Here is a 19,104-nt window from a genome sequence, read left to right on the forward strand (position 1 = left end):
ATCGCATTCAGCGAGAGGTCAAGCGAACTCTCGGGCCAGCACCTCCGCCTGCTGAACCACCTTCTTGATCGCGTCGGACTGGAGGTCTGGAGGGAAGCCGTGCTTCCGCAGGATGCGCCGGATTGAAACCCGCATCTTTTTCCGTACATCGTCGCGGCGCCACCAGTCGACCCGGGCGTTCTCCCGGACGGTGGTCACCAGTTCTGCAGCAATGATACGCAACTCCTCATTGCCCATGATGTCCCGGGCACTGTCATTGGCCGCCAGCGCATCGTAGAAGGCCACTTCCTCCGGCGAGAGCCCGTCCTCGGGCTCCTTTTGGAGGTCCTTCGCGATCTGGATCATCTCCTGAATGACCTGCAGGGCGTCGACGCTCCGGTTGTGATAGCGCGCCAGTGCCTCCTCGAGTCGTTGCGAGAACGCCTGCTTCTTGGTCGTGTTCGTCCGGGTGCGAGCCTGGATTTCACCGTTGAGGAGCTTCTTCAAGGCTTCGACCGCAAGGTTCTTGTGGGGCGTGTTCTTCAGCCCAAGGAGGAAATCTTCGTTCAGGATACCGATATCGGGCCTATCGACGCCCGCGGCCTCGAGAATGTCGATCACCTCCGTCGAGGCGACCGCGCGGTTCAGAAGCTGCGAGATTGCCAGATCGGCTTCATCAATGGTCATCCCGGAGCGCGATCCGGCATCCATCTTCCGGATCGCCGCCTGCACGGCCATGAAGAAGCCGACCTCGTCCTTCACGTCCTCCGCTTCGGGCGTGCCCGCGGCGATCCGGAACGCTTTCACCAGGCCGGCCACCGCCTTCATGAACCGCTTCTTGGACTCGTTCCGGTCCTTCGGGTTCTCGCCATCCACCGAGAGGTTGAGGACATGCTCGATGGCGACCGGCAGCATCTTGATCCGATCCTTGGGTGACCCGCGGACCGCCGCCATGTAGTCAATGGCGTGGAACATCGACCGCATGATGTCGATCTGGGTCAGTAGGGCGTGGACGGCCTCGCCCTGATCGATGCCGGTCTGCTTCCGGTCGGCGTTCGAATAGTGGTTCAACGCGGCCTTCAGGTCCGCCGCCAGCCCGATGTAATCGACCACCAGCCCCGAGGGCTTCGCGCCGAACACCCGGTTGATCCGGGTGATGGCCTGCATCAGCCCGTGTCCCTTCATCGGTTTGTCGACATAGAGCGTGTGCATGCAGGGCGCGTCGAAGCCGGTGAGCCACATATCCCGGACGATCACCAGCTTGAAGGGATCGGAGGCATCCCTGTAGCGCATCCGCAGTGTCTCGAGGCGGGCCTTCGAGCGGATATGGGGCTGGAACTCGGCCGGATCCTGTGCCGCACCGGTCATGACGACCTTGACCTGGCCGCAGGCGTCGGTCTCGCCATGCCAATCCGGCCGCGCCTCGATGATCCTGTTGTAGACCTCGACACAGATCCGGCGCGACATGCAGACGATCATGGCCTTGCCGCCGTCCATGGCTTCCAGACGGGCATCGAAGTGCTGGAGGATGTCGGCCACCACGGTGTCCAGCCGCGGCCCTGCGCCCACGAGCGCCTCGACACGGCTCCACTTCCGGGCCATGGCGTTCCGGGTCTCGTCGTCGATCTCTGCCCCGGCGTCCTCCGCATCGTCGATGATCTCGTCGTACTCGGCGTCCAGGATTTCCCCGACGTCCTTTTCCAGTTCGATCCTGGCTACCCGGCCTTCATAATAGATCGGCACGGTCGCACCATCCTCGACAGCTTGAGCGATGTCGTAGACGTCGATGTAGTTGCCGAAGACCGACTGGGTGTCGGCGCCGACCAGCGAGATCGGCGTCCCGGTGAATCCGACATGGACCGCATTCGGCAGCGCCTCGCGCAGATAATGGGCGAAGCCATACCGGGTTTCGCCCGTCCTGGCGTCGACCTTGGCCTCGAACCCATACTGCGTGCGATGCGCCTCGTCGGCGAAGACAATCACGTTCGACCGGTCTGTCAGCCGGCCGAACTCCGTCTCTCCCTTGGCGGGACGGAACTTCTGCATGGTGCCGAAGATCACGCCACCAACCTGACGCTGGCCCAGCTTCCTGCGCAGGTCCGGGATGTCCTCGGCCTGCTCGGGCGACTCTCCGAACAGAGCCTCGCACCGGGAGAAGGTGGCGAAGAGCTGGTTGTCGAGGTCGTTGCGGTCGGTGATCACCACCAGCGTCGGGTTCTCAAGCTCGGGGTCCCGCATCAGCCGCCCGGCGAGGAAGGCCATCAACAACGACTTGCCCGAGCCTTGGGTGTGCCACATGACGCCGCCGCGGCCATCGAGCCTGCGAGCCCGGAGGACGGTGGCAACAGCCTTCCGAACGGCGTGGAACTGGTGGTAGCCGGCGATCTTCTTGATCGGCCCCTTGCCTTCATCCTCGAAGACGACACAGAACCGCGTCAACTCCAGGATCGTTGCCGGGTTCAGAAGTCCGCGGATCAGCGTCTGCAGCGCGAGCTCGCTTCCCTCCTCGACCAGCGTCTCTCCATCGACCGTCCGCCATCGCATGAAACGATCAAGGCTTGCCGAGATCGAGCCATAACGTGCCGTCACCCCCTCCGAGATTACCGAGAAGATGTTCGTCCGGAACAGCGCCGGGATCTGGGACTTGTAGGTCTCGATCTGATTGAAGGCACCCTTCAGGCTGCCGGTCTGGGTGCCCTTCAACTCGATCACGATGATCGGGATGCCGTTAAGGAAGATCACGACATCGGGACGGCGGAGGGTCTGACCTGCGACCTCGAACTGGTTCGCCACCAGCCAGTCGTTGGCGTGGTTGGTCCAGTCCGCGAGGCGGGCCACTGCGTTGCGCTCCTCGCCGCCCTCAAACCAGGTGACCGGCACTCCCTTGACCAGCAGGGCGTGGATGCGGCGGTTCTCCGAGATCAGGTCGCCCGCGAATTCGGTATCGCGTACCCTATTCACCACCGTCTGCACGGCGTCCGCCGGCAGAGCCGGATTCAGCTTGCGGATCGCCGCCTCAAGCCGTGGCAACAGCAGCACGTCATGATAGCTTTGCCGGACGGGGTTCTCGATTTCGGGCGAGAGGTCCGCGCCCGAGAGATAGGCGAAGCCCAGATCCCTCAGCTCATCGAGGGCCCATTGCTCGAGGTCGTCTTCCGATGCGAAGGCCATCACGCCACCTCCTCGATCTGCTCCCGGGCTTCGCCGACGCGGAGTTCGCCGGACATGAGCCGGGGCAACAGGCTGTCCCGGAGGGCGGCGAGAGATTTGTTTTCGTGAATCGTTGAAAGGATGCGGTCATGCATCGGCTTCACAATCTCCGAGAATGCTTGGAGCACTGCCGGCGTCGCTATCACAATCCCATAGTCCGCCAGATCCTGCCATCTCGCGCGAGGCATTCGCGTTCCGGTCGACGCTGCATTCACATGCTCGACCAAGTCCACGGAGGAGATCACCGACAGGACGAACTCACGCCAGATGTCGCTCTTAGCCTCGATGACAAGAATATCCGTCGAGCAAATTCCATTGATAGGGACAAGCCCAACCTTATGGAAATAGGGACGAAGCTTGCCGAAAAGAAACTGACCTGTACGCATCAGGGACTTGGTGCTCCCGACGTCATCCGCGACTCCCCAGTCGCTGACGGCGATGGACCGACGCGGGATATGCTCCAGTCCGATGTAAGGTGTGTCGGCGGCAATGGTCCTTGGGTCGGCACCCTGCCTTGGGTTTCTCGCCAGATCACCGAGAACGCCCAACGTCCACCCCTGCGGCAGGCCATCGTCTCCGAAGCTGTCCGGGAAGAGGGCAGCGGTGGCGGGGTCCATATGGGCGGGGGCGCGGCCTTCAAGCTTGGCCCAGATCGGATCGAAATCGACGAACCACGACCGATAGAGCGCCCGCGCCATCGCCTCCAGCGTCGCCGCCGTCTTGCGGTTCACCTCTATCTTGTCATCCAGCGCGCCGAGGATCGTCGCGATCTCCCTTTGTTCGTCGAGCGTAAATACAGCGACCTCAAGATTTCCAAGGTCTTTCTGAGTGACAAGTGGATTTGCGGCTCCTCGGTTGAGCCCAACTGCCTCGAAAATTACTGCCGAAACGGCATATCTGAGAAACCCTGCATCAACAGCATTCAAGATAGGTCTTAGAACCAGGGCGTTATCGGACGGCCAGCAGGGCTGATCAGCGACGTGAAGTTTTCCCAACGTCCCGACTCTTCCCGTAATAAGGACCCCTTTTGGTTCAATGGCACGATCAGTGAAACCGGACACTCCGCCTCCGCCGATGACTGGGACAAAGCACTCTTTCGTCAGATCCTTCGAAATCACAGTTGGACGTTTACCGCTACTGATATTGGCAATTACCGAGAGAGGAACAAACTGAACACTCATCCCAACACCCCCAGCCGCGCCTCGATCTCCGCCTCCAGCCGCCGCCCCTCGGCGAACTGTTCCCTGAGTGTCCCCACCAGGCGCTCGAACTTCTCCTCGAAGGGCTCGTCGTCCTCCTCCGCCGCGCCTGCGCCGACATAGCGGCCTGGCGTCAGGACGAAGTTGTGCTTCTCGATGTCGTCCAGGCTAGCCGATTTGCAGAAACCCGGCTCGTCCTGATAGGCATCCTCGCCCAGTTCGCCCCGCCAGGCGTGGTATGCCCGCGCGATCTTCGCGATCTCGTCATCGGAAAGCTGCTTCTGCTTGCGGCTCCCCGGGATCAGCGCGCCCATCTTGCGCGCGTCGATGAACAGAACCTCGTGCCGGCGGTCCCGCAGCCTGCGCCCCGCCGCCTGACCATTCGACTTGTCCTTGGCCAGGATCCAGAGGCAGGCCGGGATCCCGGTGCCGAAGAACAGCTGCCCGGGCAGCGCCACCATGGCGTCCACGGCGTCCTTCTCGACCATCGCCTTGCGGATGTCACCTTCGCCGGACTGCATCGACGACATCGAGCCGTTCGCCATCACCACACCGGCGATCCCGTTCGCCGACAGGTGATGGTGGATGTGGGACATCCAGGCGAAGTTGGCGTTCCCAACCGGGGGCGTGCCGAACTTCCAGCGCTGATCCTCGCGCAGCTGGTCGCCGTCCCAGTCCGAGATGTTGAACGGTGGGTTGGCGAGGATGAAGTCGAAACGCTCGTCCGGGAAGGCGTCGCGCTTCAGCGTACCTTCCTGGTTCCACCGTAACTCGCCGAGAATGCCGCGGATGGCCAGGTTCATCCGAGCCAGACGGAAGGTGGTGTGGTTCCGTTCCTGCCCATAGACGGCGATGTCACCGACCCGGCCCTGATGCGCCTCGATGAACTTCTCGGACTGGACAAAGAACCCGCCGGTGCCGCAGCACGGGTCGTAGACACGGCCGGTCGTGGGCTCCAGCATCTCGACCAGGATCGAGACGACCGATTTCGGCGTGTAGAACTCGCCGCCGCGCTTGCCCTCGGAAGAGGCGAACTCGCCGATGAAGTATTCGTAGATGCGGCCGATCAGGTCGAAGTCCGCGCTGGTTCCCTTCAGCTCGAAATTGGTGAACAGCTGGATGAGTCCGGAGACGATCGACCTGTCGAGGTTTGCGCGACCGTAAACCTTGGGCAATGCATCCTGCAGCGTCGGGTTGGCCTTTTCGATCTCCCGCATCGCATCGTCGACCTGGACGCCGATGTCGTTCGCCTTCGCATTGGCGGCGATGCCGCTCCATCGGGCCTTTTCTGGAACCCAGAACACGCTCTCAGCCTGATACTCCTCGGGATCCTCGAGATCGATGAGGTCGTCCTTGGTAAACTCGACCCTCTTCGCCTCAAACGCAGCCGACACGTAGCGGAGGAAGAGAAGGCCAAGCGCGACGTGCTTGTATTCGCCGGGATCCATGGCGCCGCGCATCTTGTCCGCGGCCGCGAAGAGCGTTTTCTCGATGCTCACAATCAGTTCCTTACATTCACGAGACAATATATGCGCAATCAGATCCGGTGGGGCCACGCATTTCGAGCGTTCTCCACAGCTTTGCGCAATTCCTTGATTTTACGATGGATTTCTTGGCGGGCCCGGAAGCATTCCTCGGTTTTCTCTTGAATGGTTGCGGCTGGCACGGGGATGCGAAGCGACTTCACGTCCTTGATGGAAAGGGTTTGCACGGCTGTTCCTGCCGCAAGCGACTTCAGGTAGTCACGCATGACCTGGCTGGACAGGAACTCGAAGAAAGTCACCGGGCTCAATGGCACTCCCTTCCGTAGGCGAAGTGCCACCAGGGACTGTCCCGGCACCCAGACCTCGTCCACGACAGCCGAAACTTCCTCCGGGACGAGCCCGACTGCGCCGATCGTGCCTTTTACCGCGAGCACCACATCGCCAGCTACGAGACGCTGGTCCGATGCTTTCGAGAGGCCTGCCAGGGTCATCCGCGAAACCTTGGAAGGAGGCAGAAGGTAACCATCCTCATCGATTTCGGCGGCGGCAGCTTCCCGAGCCAGAATGTCTCCAGCCTCGTCCTTCAACAGAGGCGCCGGCCGAATAACCTCCGCGAGGTCAGACAGCGCGAAGGTGTCCATACCTGCGCAGAGCTTCGCGACTTCATCTTCGGCGTCGGCAGCAAAGAAACGGTCAGGTGTCAGCACCCCCCCGCGTTCTTCGATTTCAGCGATGCTGACATCGCGCGCCCAACTGTCGCCGCTGACGCCCGAGGCCTCCACTGCATCACGCCACGACACCTCAGGACGAACTTCGTGGCGACCTCGTTCTCGTGGGCACGAAAACCGGGGGTTCTGGAGGTCGAGGAAACGGATCAGGGAAGACACTTCGTTCGATCGTGGCTCATCATCGATGACCAGAAGGCTGGAAGGGATCGCGGTCGCTTCGAACGCCATTCCGCTGGGAATGCGCAGCACGGAACGCAGGCGCCCTGAGAAGAGCAGGTTACTACGCGCGATCCTCTCCACCCCGACGTTCCGGAAGAGGGTTCCGGGCGCAACGAGAACCAGTTGGCGGCGAGCAGGATACTCGAGCGCATCTTCAATCGCGAGAACTTCAGCGGTGACCCTGGCCTTTACCTTATCCAGCCCCAGCCGTCGCGTGATCTGTCCGGGCACTCCCTTCAGGTCAGAGTAAAGCAAGCCGAACGGAGGCATGCTGAGTTCGAACTGGGCGGGTTGGCCATCTTCACGCAGGAACGGGTCTTGCTCGAGAATGTCCAGCTGAAGGTCGAAGATCAGGTTTGCGAGCCGCGCGATCTCTATCTCGGGACGATGGACGGAAACGAACCTCGCCTTTCGGTCCGCACGGTTCATGGCGATGATAAGCGTCGGAAACAGCGCCGGGCCGAACGCACACCGCACGTCTTGCGCCCCTTCAGCGAACTGCGCGATCTTCCTGGACGCATCAAGCCGCGTCCAGAATGGCTCTCCTCGCGAGCCCAGCATTCCGAACAGCTTGTCGAGAAACTCGAGCAGCTCCCCTTCGGAAAGATCCGAGAGCAACGCGGCAACGCGCGAGAGGCTTCCAGTGACTTGCTTCAAGTCGCTCCGGGCATGAAGTCCATACGAGATCGGTAGTTCTTCCCGCGACATGCCGGTCTTCTTGTGCGCGAGCTCGACCAGAAGCCCTAGAATATATTCGCTGGGAGCCAGAGCCCCGCGCAGCTTGCTCAGTTCCCCGAAGATCTCGTTCTCGTTGATCATGTGGATGCACCCGATCAGTGGCCGTGTCTGCCGGCCTCAGCGACCTGGAAGGCCGCTCGCCTCGCAAGAAACTTCGAGAAACTGTCGCAACGGAACGCGGTGATGGCGGCTTCGCCCTCCAATGCAACCACGATCCCGCCTTTCTGCGCTGCCTCCATGAGGAGCTTTCGCCGCCGATTCAACTCGGCGAGCTCAAGGTCGATCTGGCTTCGACCGAGAACGTACCGGTCTCCATCGATCTCCCCGCATTCAATCGCGAGCTCCACCAACTGCTTCCGGATCCCGCGCTGGTTCATTCGAACGTCCATGTGACTGGTGATATGCATGCCGGCCTCCCTTGCATCTCCTCATAAAGACCCTCTGACCATATAAGTCAAGCCTGATTTTTTGCCTAACTCCTGAGAATGGTCGGCGCATGAGTGTCTGCGCGCGACCCTTCCGCTCATGAACGAGACCCATGGGCTCCGGATCGCAGCGTCGCTGCTGCTCCCCTGATGCGCTCCAAAGGAAACATGCTAGACACCCTCACCCTCAGGTAACATCCTGCCTCATACTGGAGGCGGCGCCCGTGTTGCACTTGGTGTTTTCAGTGACGGAGAAAGGACTTGCCCAAGCGGAAGCCTAGTTCGGCCACGAGCGTGAATTCGTCGCATTGGATGCCGGGGACCTACCGGCTGTCGTCCGAGCAACGCAAGGCCGCCCGCAGGGCCCTTCTCTTTGCGGTCATCGATCAGATGTTGCTTGAAGGTGACAACGTGAAGCTTCCTCGATCCCTGCATCCTGACCTGAAGGCCGAGGTCACGCAGGCTGAAGGTCCGGTCGCCTGGGCGGTGTGGCAACCTGATTTCGAACACATTATGGCAGGAAGGCTCAGGAAGAAGCGAGCGAACGCGCCTGGAACAGATGCCGGTCCGGCGGAGCGCCCGTCCCAATGGGATCCGATCGTGCGGCGGGCAAGGGCCATGCGCGACATCTTCGACCTACGGGTAAACGGCGCTGATGCCTCGCCGCTTCCGCGGATTGATACGGACATCCTGAAGGAAATGAGGGCCGCCGGTGGGCCCTTTCAGTGGTTGATGGCGCAGCCCGGAGTCCGCGCCCTGGTCCGGGCGCGTTACCGGAAGCCGGCGGCGGCTGAGGTTCAACCGCGCCGCGAAGTGGTGCCGTCGTCCTGCAAATTGGTACCGCCGTTCACGGCCACCACCTCGATGTCACTGGAGGAGATCATGGTCCGCGGCAAGGCGCGGCTGCTCATCCTGCCCCACAAGCTGACGCCCGACGAGTTGGACGCGCTGACCGAAGCTGTCGGGATCTTGCCTTCCCCGCCCGGTCGGGGTTCGTCCCGTAAGGAGAGATCGAAACTGCGAAAGGCTTGGGAAGCTCGCTTGGACGACGCCCAGAGGGCCGCTTGGAACGGTCTTCTTCCGCAACAGCAGGAGGACTACACGATGAAGGGCGTCATCACCGTCGGGAAGCGTTCCAAGACGCTGCGTCGCCTTCGCGTCAACTCGGCATCGCATGCGATTCTCCGGAAAGCCAGCGCCATAGCGCGCGAGGAGTGGGACATCAGGAAGATCGACTGGAGTTCGACCTGACAGGGCGGTCCGCTCGAGGTTTTCGCAGAAGCGTTGTCCGGCCCGCCCCGTGGAACGACAACCGGAAACGGCAACGGGCCCCGTGGGGCCCGCCTTGGTCCATCAGCGTCCGTCAGTGGACACGAGTGGACAACTTATCTGAGCATCGAGAGTGGGCGAGGAGAACGTCAACGGGCCTCGTGAAGCCCGTCCTGATCGATCGACATCCGCTTGTGGACACGAGTGGCCAATTTATCTGAGCATCGAGAACTCTTCAGGCTGAACCACCTAGCCGCACTTCGAGAACCCGCAGCTGGCGCAGGTCATGCAGCCTTCGACCATCCTCAGGTCATAGCTGCCGCAGGACGAGCAGGCCTTGGCCTTTACACCCAGAACCTCGACGTCGGCCTTGGGATCCGTCTTCAACCCCATCCCTTCGCCGCCGATGAAACCGATCGCGATCAGGTGGCGCTCGATCACGCCGCCGATCGCCGCAAGGATCGAGGGGATGTAGCGCCCCTCCATCCAGGCGCCGCCGCGGGGGTCGAAGACGGCCTTCAGTTCCTCGACCACGAAGGAAATGTCGCCGCCGCGACGGAACACGGCCGAGATCATCCGCGTCAGCGCAACCGTCCAGGCGAAATGCTCCATGTTCTTCGAGTTGATGAACACCTCGAACGGGCGGCGGTGGCCGGCGATCACGATGTCGTTCACCGTGATGTAGATAGCATGTTCCGAGCCGGGCCATTTCACCTTGTAGGTCGCGCCCTCCAGCGCCGCAGGGCGGTCGAGCGGGTCGGTCAGATAGACCACCTCGCCGGCCTTCTCGGGCGTGGGGGCCGGGGCCGCGGCCGCCTCCGAGACCGTCAGGACCGAGCCCGTCACCTCGTTCGGCCGATAGGTCGTGCAACCCTTGCAGCCCTGATCCCAGGCGGCCCGATAGACATCGGCGAAATCGTCGAACGAGATGTCCTCGGGGCAGTTGATCGTCTTCGAGATCGAGCTGTCGATCCATTTCTGGGCCGCCGCCTGCATCCGCACATGGTCGAGCGGCGCGAGTGTCTGGGCATTCACGAAATAGTCCGGCAACGGCGCGTCGCCCATCTTCTCGCGCCAGAGCCGCACCGCATAATCCACCACTTCTTCCTCGGTACGGGTGCCGTCCTTCTGCAGGACCTTGCGCTTGTAGGCATAGGCGAAGACCGGCTCGATCCCCGATGAGACATTGCCGGCATAGAGGCTGATCGTGCCGGTCGGCGCGATCGAGGTCAGCAGCGCGTTGCGGATGCCGTGGGAGCGGATCGCCTCGCGCACATCCTCGTCCATGTGGGTGAGCGAGCCCGAGGCGAGGTATTTCTCGGCTTCGAACAACGGGAAGGCGCCCTTCTCGCGGGCAAGATCCACCGAGGCGAGATAGGCGGAGCGGGCAATGGCCTTCATCCAGTCCTCGGTCCGCTCGGCCGCCTCCTCGGATCCGTAGCGCAGGCCCACCATCAGGAGCGCGTCCGCAAGCCCCGTCACCCCGAGGCCGATCCGACGCTTCATCTGCGCCTCGTTGGCCTGCTCGGGCAGCGGGAAGCGCGAGGCATCCACCACATTGTCCATCATCCGAACGGCCAGCCGCACCAGATCGTCGAGCGCCGCCAGGTCCAGCTTGGCCTCATCCGAGAAGGCGCCCGTCACCAGCCGTGCGAGGTTCACCGAGCCGAGGAGGCAGGCGCCGTAGGGGGGCAGGGGCTGCTCGCCGCAGGGGTTGGTCGCGGCGATCGTCTCGCAATAGGCAAGATTGTTCATCCGGTTGATCCGGTCGATGAAGATCACCCCCGGCTCGGCGAAATCGTAGGTCGAGCGCATGATCCGGTTCCAGAGATCGCGCGCCTCAAGCGTCTTGTAGACCTTGCCGCCGAAGGTCAGATCCCACGGCCCGTCGGCCTTCACGGCCTCCATGAAGGCGTCGGTAACGAGGACCGAGAGGTTGAACATCCGCAGCCGGGCCGGATCCTTCTTGGCCTCGATGAAGCTCTCGATGTCGGGGTGGTCGCAGCGCATCGTGGCCATCATCGCACCGCGGCGGGAGCCCGCGGACATGATGGTGCGGCACATCGCATCCCACACATCCATGAAGGAGAGCGGCCCCGAGGCATCGGCGGCCACGCCCTTCACCTCGGCACCGCGCGGCCGGATGGTCGAGAAATCGTAGCCGATCCCGCCGCCCTGCTGCATGGTCAGCGCGGCCTCCTTCAGCGCGTCGAAGATGCCGGCCATGCTGTCGGGGACGGTGCCCATCACGAAGCAGTTGAACAGCGTCACCGTCCGTCCGGTGCCGGCGCCCGCCGTGATCCGGCCGGCCGGCAGGAAGCGGAAATCCTCGAGCGCGGCGTAGAAGCGGTCTTCCCACAGCTGCGGATCGGCCTCGACCTCGGCCAGCGAGCGCGCGATCCGGCGCCAGGTGTCCTCGACCGTCCCATCGAGCGGATGCCCCGCGGCATCCTTCAGCCGGTATTTCATGTCCCAGATCTGCTCGGCAATGGGGGCGTGGAAGCGGGACATGGGAGGGATCCTTGGATTAGTGGTTTGGCGGAGAAGTTCCCCAAGATATGCCCGTCCGCCGAAAGGGTCAAACCATTAGGGGTAGGATCCGCAGCGGCAGCCCCGGTCGGGGATTGGTGGATGGCGCACGGCCCGCAGGTCAGAAGCGGTTGACCGGCAGCTTCAGGAAGTGCCGCCCGTCGGTCTCGGCCGGGGGCAGGCGTCCGCCGCGGAGGTTGATCTGCATGGCGGCAAGGATGCGGTCCGGCAAGGGCAGGGTGCGGTCGCGCGCCTCGCGGAGGGCGATCCACTCGTCGCGGTCCGTCCCGTCGCGCACATGCACGTTTCCCGCCCGATGCTCGGCAACGGTCGCCTCCCACATCGGCTCGTCCCGCTCCTCGGCGCCATAATCGTGGCCGACGAAGAGGCGCGTGTCGCAGGGCAGGGTGAGGATGGACTGGATCGACTCCCACAGCTCGGCCGCGTTGCCGCCCGGAAAGTCGGCGCGCGAGGTGCCCACATCGGGCTGCATCAGCGTGTCATGGGTGAAGGCGGCATCGCCGCAGACCAGGGTGATCGAGCCGAGCGTATGGCCGGGCGACAGCATCACCCGCATCTCGAGATCCCCCAGCGCAAGGGTCTCGCCCGCGCTGAACCGCCGGTCGAAGTCGCGCCGAGGGTTGAAGGCATCCGGGAGGTTGTAGATACCGGCCCAGATCCGGGCGATGTCCTCCACCCTGGCGCCGATGGCATTGGGGGCGCCGGTGCGCTCTTTCAACAGAGCCGAAGCCATCATGTGATCGGCGTGCGGATGGGTGTCGAGCACCCAGGCCACGCGCAGCCGCTCCCGTTTCACGAGGTCCAGCACCTGATCCACGCTCTCGGTGGAAAAGCGGTAATGCTGGGGATCGAAGTTCCATACCACGTCGATCAGCGCCGCCTGCCGGGTCGAGGGATCGGCGCAGACATACTGGATCGAGCCTGTGTCCGGCTCGTAGATGCCCCAGACATCCGGGCTGCCCGCGCCGCGCGAGCGAGAGTGGCGCACGACGCGCTGCTTCATTTTTGACTCGGACATGCGACATGCGCTCCTTTGACCTGCATGGAGTCAATCTTGTGCAGAGCCAGAGCCCGGCAAGCATCCTCGGCAGAAAGACGAGGATCAAGCGCCCAAGTTGGCCAGACATGCCGAGGATGGTGCGAAGCCGGCCGCAAGATGCCATGCCGAAGCGTGCCCGGTGCGCGCCGGGCCAAGCGGGTGCGGCCAAGCGGGGAGGCTCTCCCTCATCCTCCGGCGGAAGCTTGGCTGGAGACGCGCATAGCCTGCGGCGCAGGCGAGGCAGAAGGCCGTGTAACCCACCGCTTGCCGTCCAAGGGGCATGCCGCCGTCGATCAGCCAGCCGGCGACGCCGGGGCCGATGCCCGGAGGCCGCGACAAGGGCCGCCGTCGCCATCGACCGGACCGCCTCGACATGGGCGGTGCCGTGAAGCTCGACCCAGACCGCGCTCATCTCCGGGTTCATCACCCCTTGTGCGAGGCCGAAGCCCAGGAAGATCCGCGGGATGGACCAGACCGGCGAGAGCGCGGCCAGCACAAGGCAGGCGCCCGCGCGGCAACAGCAGGAAGGGCATCAGCCGCCAGACGCGCGGCGTCGGTCAGGTTGAGCCACGGCTCGATGCCGTCAGGGGCCGGTCGGAACACCGGGATCCTGTGATGCGAGCGCAAGGCGTGACGCGCTCACGCGTCCAGCGATTGCCATGGCCGGTCAGCAGGCCGCTTCGATTGAGGATGCCGGCAATGAGGTCATCGGAGGCGATGAGCGCGAGGTGGCGCACCGCGACGATGATCTCGGGAGCGGTGCTGTTGCGATGTCCCCGCCGCCGCTTCGGCAGCCGAAGCTCGGTGTGCGCGCAGCCGATCCAATGGATCAGCAGGACGATTTCGGACGCGCCGTCATCAATGTCGGCAACCACTTCATGAATGACGCCACGGACGATACGCTTCTTCAGTCGCGCATCCGTTGTGGGGCCGGCCCAGATCGATCGAAGGTTCCCGGCGAGTCTGGTGGCGTCGAGCACCGCCAGCGAGGATGGTCCGGGCGCCGTGGCATCATGCGCCGCAATCCTGGCCTCGACGTCGGCAGCCTGCGCCTCTGCCTCGGTGGCGGCAGCGATGGCGCCGGGTTCGACCACCTGCGGCAGGGCTTCCTCGATGGCATCGTCGACCCGCAGGCCGCCGAAGGCGATGCAGCGTGGCTCGCCGTTGTCGAGCAGCCCGCGCCAGCAGGAAGAGCGCGGAATGTCGTGCTTGGCTCCGGTGTAGCGGATCGTCAGCTTGCGACCGCAGCGCCGGCAGCGCAACAGGCCCGCGAGCAGGGCATCGCCATGCTTGGGCGCGCGTCACGCCAGAGGCGTGCTTCCAGCACGACGGTGGTGGCTTGCGGAGATGTTGTTGCTGACCATCGTGCGGACGCGACCGCGATCGCCTGCCGGATGTCGGCCCATTCCGCCGCCGCCGAGCGGAACCAGCGGTCGCGCCCGGGCGCGCCGAGCGCCGCGCTGCGATCCGCCAGATCAGCGTCCCAGGCCGCCAGAACCGCAGGCGGCAGGTGGGGGATGATCGCCCGCGCGACCGGGGTCAGAGAGTCGTAGGCGCTCGCGCCAAGCGCCTCCGTCACCCGCTCGGGCAGGTCCGAGGCCGCCGCGCTCAGCCGCCCCACCAGCGGCCCCAGCGCCTCGATGGCCAGCGCATAGGTGTCGGCCACGCGGCCCGAGGAATCGTCGACGCGCTCGAAGACCGTGCCGTGGGTGACGAGGTAGCGGAGCAGCCGGTCGACCGCCAGCGCCGGATCGGCGGGGCCGAGGTCCTCGGCGAGGCCGCCACGCGGCGCTTGAAGCCCGGATTGTCCTGCGTCTCGTCGAGCACCTGCCGAGCGAGCTTTTCGGGGCCGAACTTGAGGAGGGTCTCGATGTCGAGAGCGGGCTTGCGGGCCATGGGGCGGGTCCGTGATCGTGGCGCCGGTCCGTCATGCCTGATGGAAGACCGCGCGGCAACGCTGGAGGAGATCAGTCGGTGAGGCTCGCCCTGAGCGTCGGGACGAGCCGGCGGCGGGGTCACCCAGACCGGGCCGCCCGGGCCGTCAGGCACACTTGCCGGAGACTGTTCCTGGTCACGCCGCGGGACGGGTGAGAGCCTGACCACTGGAGGCGACTATCGCTTGCAAGACCGGGCGGGATGCATCAGGTTGCAGGGATGGCAGATCCACCACCTTCAGGCTTTCCGGTGGTCGCCTTGGGCGGATCTGCCGGGGCCTTGCAGAGCTTCTTCGACTTCTTCGACGCGATGTCCCGAGAGGAGACGCGGACGAAGATGGCGTATGTCGTCATCCTCCACCTGTCCCCCGATCAGGAGAGCCACCTGGTCGAGTTGCTGCGCAGCAGGATCGACCTTCCTGTCGCGGCAGTGGACGATCCGACAATGATCGCCTGCGGGACCATCTATGTCCTGCCGCCCGACCGGACGCTCGATGTCGCGGATGGCGCCCTGATCCCGCGGCAGCGCGCCACCGGAAGCGCGCATCGGCCGGTCGACGACATCGTTCGCGGTCTTGCGCGAGAGTTTGGCGACCGGACGACGGCGATCATCTGCTCGGGCACCGGATCGAACGGCTCGACGGCGCTTGGGGGGGTGCGCGAAGCCGGCGGCTGCGTGATTGCACAGGCGCCCGACAGCGCCGAGTTCGACGAGATGCCGCGGCGGGCCATCGAGACGGGCTTCGTGGACATGGTGCTCGAGCCGGCACAGATGGTTCCGGCGCTTGTTCGCAATGCCACGCGGCTTCGGGACGGAAAGGTTGTGCGCGAGGCTATGCCCGGCGATGACGCCACGGGGCAGAGTGGCAAGGCAGGTGCCTCGAGGGTGGCGGAAAGCGAGACAACGCAAGTCGATCCCTTCGAGCGGATCCTGCGCGCGTTGCAACGCCAGAGTACCATCGACTTCCGGCAATACAAGATCGGGACGCTGTTCCGCCGGATCGACCGCCGCGTGCATTTCCTCGGGCTTGCGGATTGGGATGCCTATGCCGCGTATGTCGAGACTTCCGAAGAGGAAGCCGACCTTCTTCTGAAGGACGTGCTGATCACCGTGACCTCGTTCTTCCGGGATGGCAGGGCGTGGGAAAGTCTGACGGAAAAGGTGCTGAAGCCGCTTGTTGCGCGACGGTCGGCAGAGCGGCCGATCCGCATCTGGACCGCGGGCTGTGCCACCGGAGAAGAAGCCTATTCCGTCGCGATTTCGATCTTTGAACTCCTGCACCAGACGGGGTCCGAGGCGCAGGTGGAAATATTCGCGACCGACGCTTCGCTCGCGGCCCTGGCGCGGGCGCGGTCGGGCCGTTTTCCCGCGTCGGCGGTCGCGCACCTGCCCGAAAACCTGGTCGACCGCTGGTTTGATCGCTCGGGCGACTGCGTCCAGATCAGGTCGGTGATTCGCGACGTGATGATCTTCGCCCCGCAGAACCTGGTCCAGGATCCGCCGTTCTCGCGCGCGGACCTCGTGATCTGCCGCAACCTGCTGATCTATCTCAAGCCAGAGATCCAGCGGCGGCTGGTCCGCCTGTTCCACTTTGCGCTGGCCGAGGACGGGGCGCTGTTTCTCGGCTCTGCCGAGAGCGTCGGCGAGACGGGCGACCTCTTTGAGGCGCTGGACAAGGACGCCCGTATCTGGCGTCGGATCGGTCCGACACGGCACGATCTGCTGGACTTCCCGCTAATCCGCGAGCTGGAGCGCAGGCATGGCGGCGCATCGCGCACGGGTCCGCCGGGACTGCCGGCCGCGCGGCAGCGGCGCCTGTCGGATTGGGTAGCCGCAACCCTGGCCGATCGCTACGCTCCACCCGCCGTCGTCACGGACAGCGAAGCCGTCATCGTCTATTACCACGGCGACATGAGCCAATACCTTCGGCCGCAGGTGGGAGAGGTGACGCAGAACCTGATGGCGCTGGCACGGGAGGGGCTGGCGCCCTACATCCGCCGGGCGCTGGATGGGGCCGCGCGCACCGGCAAGCCGGAGTCGGTCAGGACGCACACGGTCCTCGGGAGCGACGAACACCTTCTGCTGATCGAGGCGACGCCGATCGCCGAGGCGGAGAGCCGGTTCGTCATCAGCTTCGTCGAGGAGCGGCCCGTCCGCAAGACGACGCCTGGCGACCTCCCGGCCGAGCCGCTGCGGGGGCAGGAGCTTGAAGAGGAAGTCCGCCTGCTGCGCGCGGAACTCGCCACGACAACCTGGGCCGCGCATCAGAATCTTGAGGAGACCCGCGCCTACAGCGAAGAGATGACCTCGATCAACGAGGAACTGCGTGCGGCGAACGAGGAGCTCGAGACCTCGAAGGAGGAACTGCAGTCGCTGAACGAGGAATTGCGGACCGTCAACGCGCAGCTTCGGGAAACGGTCTCGGAACTGCGCGAGCGGACGGCCGACCTCGACAACCTCATGCGGAGCACGAATGTCGCCACGCTCTTCCTGGATGCCGACCTTGCCGTGCGCTGGTTCTCGCCCAGCCTGACCGAGCTTTTCCGGATCCGGCAGGAGGATGTCGGCCGCCCCGTCGGCCACATCGTCCGCAGCTACGAGGATCCACGGCTGGAGGACGACTGTCGCCGCGTGCTCGCGACGCTCGAGCGGTGCGAGGGGCAGGTGGAGTCGGCCGGACACCGCACCTTCCTGCGCCGCATCACGCCCTACCGGGACGCGAACGACCGTATCGCCGGCGTCGTCGTCACCTTCGGCGAGGTGACCGAGATCCAGGACGCTCGGCGCTACGCCGAGCGGATCGTCGAAACCGTGCCGACACCTCTTCTGGTGCTTGACACCGAATTCCGCGTGGTTTCGGCGAACCCCGCCTTCTTCAGGACATTCAACGCCGAACCCGAGCGCACCGTGAACCGACTGGTCTACGATCTGGGCGACGGCCAGTGGAACATCCCCGAGCTGCGGCGCCTTCTGAACGAGGTGCTGCCGGAAGACGAAGCCTTCCAGGACTTCCAGGTCGAGCATGACTTCCGCACCATCGGCCACAGGATCCTGCTGCTGAGCGGCCGCAGGCTCGATCATGTCCAACTGATCCTGCTGGCCATCGAGGACATCACCGAGCGCCGGGCGTTCGAGGCGCATCAGGCGATCCTGATGGGCGAGCTTGGACACCGGGTGAAGAACGCGCTGGCGGTCGTGCAGGGTCTTGCCTCGCAGACCGCGCGCCGCAGCCGATCCCTTGAGGAATTCGTGGACGCCTTCTCCGGGCGGCTCTCTGCCTTTTCCCGGGCGCACAATCTGCTTCTCTCGCGCGACTGGCGCCCGGGCCCGCTGCGCGAAACCGTCCAGGCCACCCTCGACGCCCATTCGGTCGAGGCAGATCGGGTTTCGGTCGATGGTCCCGAAGTCCTTCTTTCGTCATCGCAGGCGCTGGCGCTGAGCCTTGTGCTGCATGAACTCGAGACGAACGCCACCAAGTATGGTGCCTTCTCCAACGCGACCGGCCGCGCCGCCGTGTCGTGGAGAGAACAGGACAATCATGTCCAACTGCTGTGGCGGGAAAGCGGTGGCCCGGCGCCAGAACCCGCCGAACGCGAAGGGTTCGGGTCGACGCTGATCCGCCAGTTGGTCGCATACCAGTTGCGCGGAGAGGCGGACCTGACTCTTGCCCCGGATGGCGCTCTCTGCCGCATATCGTTCCCGTTGACCCCTCCCGACGGGCCTTGAATGGCCGCGACACGCCTTCTGCCGCAGCGCTTTTCAACCCGTCGCCCAGCACAGGCGGAATCCGAATGGAACAGACCCAAGAAAACCGCACCCGGGTTCTGGTCGTCGACGACCAGTACCTGATCGCGATGGATCTGGTGTGCATGCTCGAGCAACTGGGCTACAGTCCGGTCGGCCCGGCGGCTTCGGTTGCCGAGGCCCTGGCGACGCTGGCGCGCGATGGGGCCGATCTGGCACTGCTGGATGAAACCCTCGCGGGCGAGTCGGCGTTGCCCGTCGCCGTGAGGCTCCAAGAACAGGGGATCCCGTTCGTCGTGGTCAGCGGTCATGTCCGTTCGATCTCGGGAAACCCGCTTCTGCAGGCTGCGCGCCGTCTCGAAAAGCCTCTGACCAACAAGCGCCTGGCAGAGACGCTGATGCTCTTGCGCGACCTGCGCAAGTAGGCCATCCGGCGACACTTTCGCGTCTGGCCTCCGGGCAGACCCCGCCCCTTCGGGAGCGGGGTGCCGTGCGGCCTCTGGATGTGGCCTTACTTCCGTGCAGCGCGATCGCCGATCCGCTCCACCTCGACGTGGGTCTTGCGGACGGTGTCCTTGACGGTCG

12 protein-coding genes are annotated in these 19,104 nt (G+C 64.4%); 3 read left to right on the top strand and 9 right to left on the bottom strand.

The annotated features are described in order from the left end of the window. Positions 1 to 18: 18 nt before the first annotated feature. Genes LV780_RS18090 through LV780_RS18110 form a run of 5 tightly spaced genes read right to left on the bottom strand, consistent with a single transcriptional unit; the run spans position 19 to position 7,964 of the window. Entirely contained in the window at positions 19 to 3,150 is a 3,132-nt protein-coding gene (locus LV780_RS18090) for a type I restriction endonuclease subunit R (RefSeq protein WP_117345086.1), read from the bottom strand. After that, complete coding sequence (locus LV780_RS18095; RefSeq protein ID WP_117345085.1) at positions 3,150 to 4,370, bottom strand: restriction endonuclease subunit S; 1,221 nt, start codon at positions 4,368 to 4,370, stop codon at positions 3,150 to 3,152. The genes LV780_RS18090 and LV780_RS18095 overlap by 1 nt, the downstream gene beginning before the upstream one ends. Next, positions 4,367 to 5,944, bottom strand: a complete 1,578-nt coding sequence (locus LV780_RS18100; RefSeq protein ID WP_233864036.1) for a type I restriction-modification system subunit M — start codon at positions 5,942 to 5,944, stop codon at positions 4,367 to 4,369. The genes LV780_RS18095 and LV780_RS18100 overlap by 4 nt, the downstream gene beginning before the upstream one ends. Continuing rightward, positions 5,926 to 7,638 carry an N-6 DNA methylase gene (locus LV780_RS18105; RefSeq protein ID WP_117345084.1) on the bottom strand — a complete coding sequence of 571 codons (1,713 nt, stop codon included), beginning with the start codon at positions 7,636 to 7,638 and terminating at the stop codon, positions 5,926 to 5,928. Before LV780_RS18105 ends, LV780_RS18100 begins: the two co-directional genes overlap by 19 nt. Positions 7,639 to 7,652: 14 nt before the next feature. Continuing rightward, positions 7,653 to 7,964: a DUF4258 domain-containing protein gene (locus LV780_RS18110; protein WP_117345083.1), complete on the bottom strand. Its 312-nt coding sequence runs from the start codon at positions 7,962 to 7,964 to the stop codon at positions 7,653 to 7,655. Between the two features lie 279 nt (positions 7,965 to 8,243). Between LV780_RS18110 and LV780_RS18115 the strand changes: the two genes are divergently transcribed. Continuing rightward, positions 8,244 to 9,233 (top strand): hypothetical protein, encoded by a 990-nt coding sequence (locus tag LV780_RS18115; RefSeq protein WP_147326428.1) that lies wholly within the window; start codon positions 8,244 to 8,246, stop codon positions 9,231 to 9,233. Positions 9,234 to 9,500: 267 nt separating this feature from the next. On the opposite strand, the gene LV780_RS18120 is transcribed toward LV780_RS18115, so the two are convergent. From LV780_RS18120 to LV780_RS22010, 4 genes are all read right to left on the bottom strand, one after another. Continuing rightward, the gene (locus tag LV780_RS18120) at positions 9,501 to 11,762 is read right to left on the bottom strand and encodes an adenosylcobalamin-dependent ribonucleoside-diphosphate reductase (RefSeq protein ID WP_108222714.1); all 2,262 of its coding nucleotides are present in this window, start codon (positions 11,760 to 11,762) and stop codon (positions 9,501 to 9,503) included. Positions 11,763 to 11,901: 139 nt separating this feature from the next. Beyond that, positions 11,902 to 12,819: an MBL fold metallo-hydrolase gene (locus LV780_RS18125; RefSeq protein WP_108222713.1), complete on the bottom strand. Its 918-nt coding sequence runs from the start codon at positions 12,817 to 12,819 to the stop codon at positions 11,902 to 11,904. Positions 12,820 to 13,397: 578 nt separating this feature from the next. Continuing rightward, positions 13,398 to 14,102: a hypothetical protein gene (locus LV780_RS18130; RefSeq protein WP_205025768.1), complete on the bottom strand. Its 705-nt coding sequence runs from the start codon at positions 14,100 to 14,102 to the stop codon at positions 13,398 to 13,400. After that, on the bottom strand, positions 14,072 to 14,752 hold the full coding sequence (locus LV780_RS22010) for a DUF6880 family protein (protein ID WP_326489523.1): 681 nt from the start codon (positions 14,750 to 14,752) through the stop codon (positions 14,072 to 14,074). Before LV780_RS22010 ends, LV780_RS18130 begins: the two co-directional genes overlap by 31 nt. Positions 14,753 to 15,084: 332 nt before the next feature. Between LV780_RS22010 and LV780_RS18140 the strand changes: the two genes are divergently transcribed. Further along, positions 15,085 to 18,501, top strand: coding sequence for a CheR family methyltransferase (locus LV780_RS18140; protein WP_233864205.1), 3,417 nt, complete (start codon positions 15,085 to 15,087; stop codon positions 18,499 to 18,501). Between the two features lie 65 nt (positions 18,502 to 18,566). Continuing rightward, a complete protein-coding gene (locus LV780_RS18145; RefSeq protein ID WP_108222710.1) occupies positions 18,567 to 18,944 on the top strand; it encodes a response regulator in 378 nt (125 codons plus the stop codon). Positions 18,945 to 19,104: the final 160 nt, after the last annotated feature.

The organism is Cereibacter azotoformans, assembly GCF_021391315.1.
Taxonomy (GTDB): Bacteria; Pseudomonadota; Alphaproteobacteria; order Rhodobacterales; family Rhodobacteraceae; genus Cereibacter_A; species Cereibacter_A azotoformans.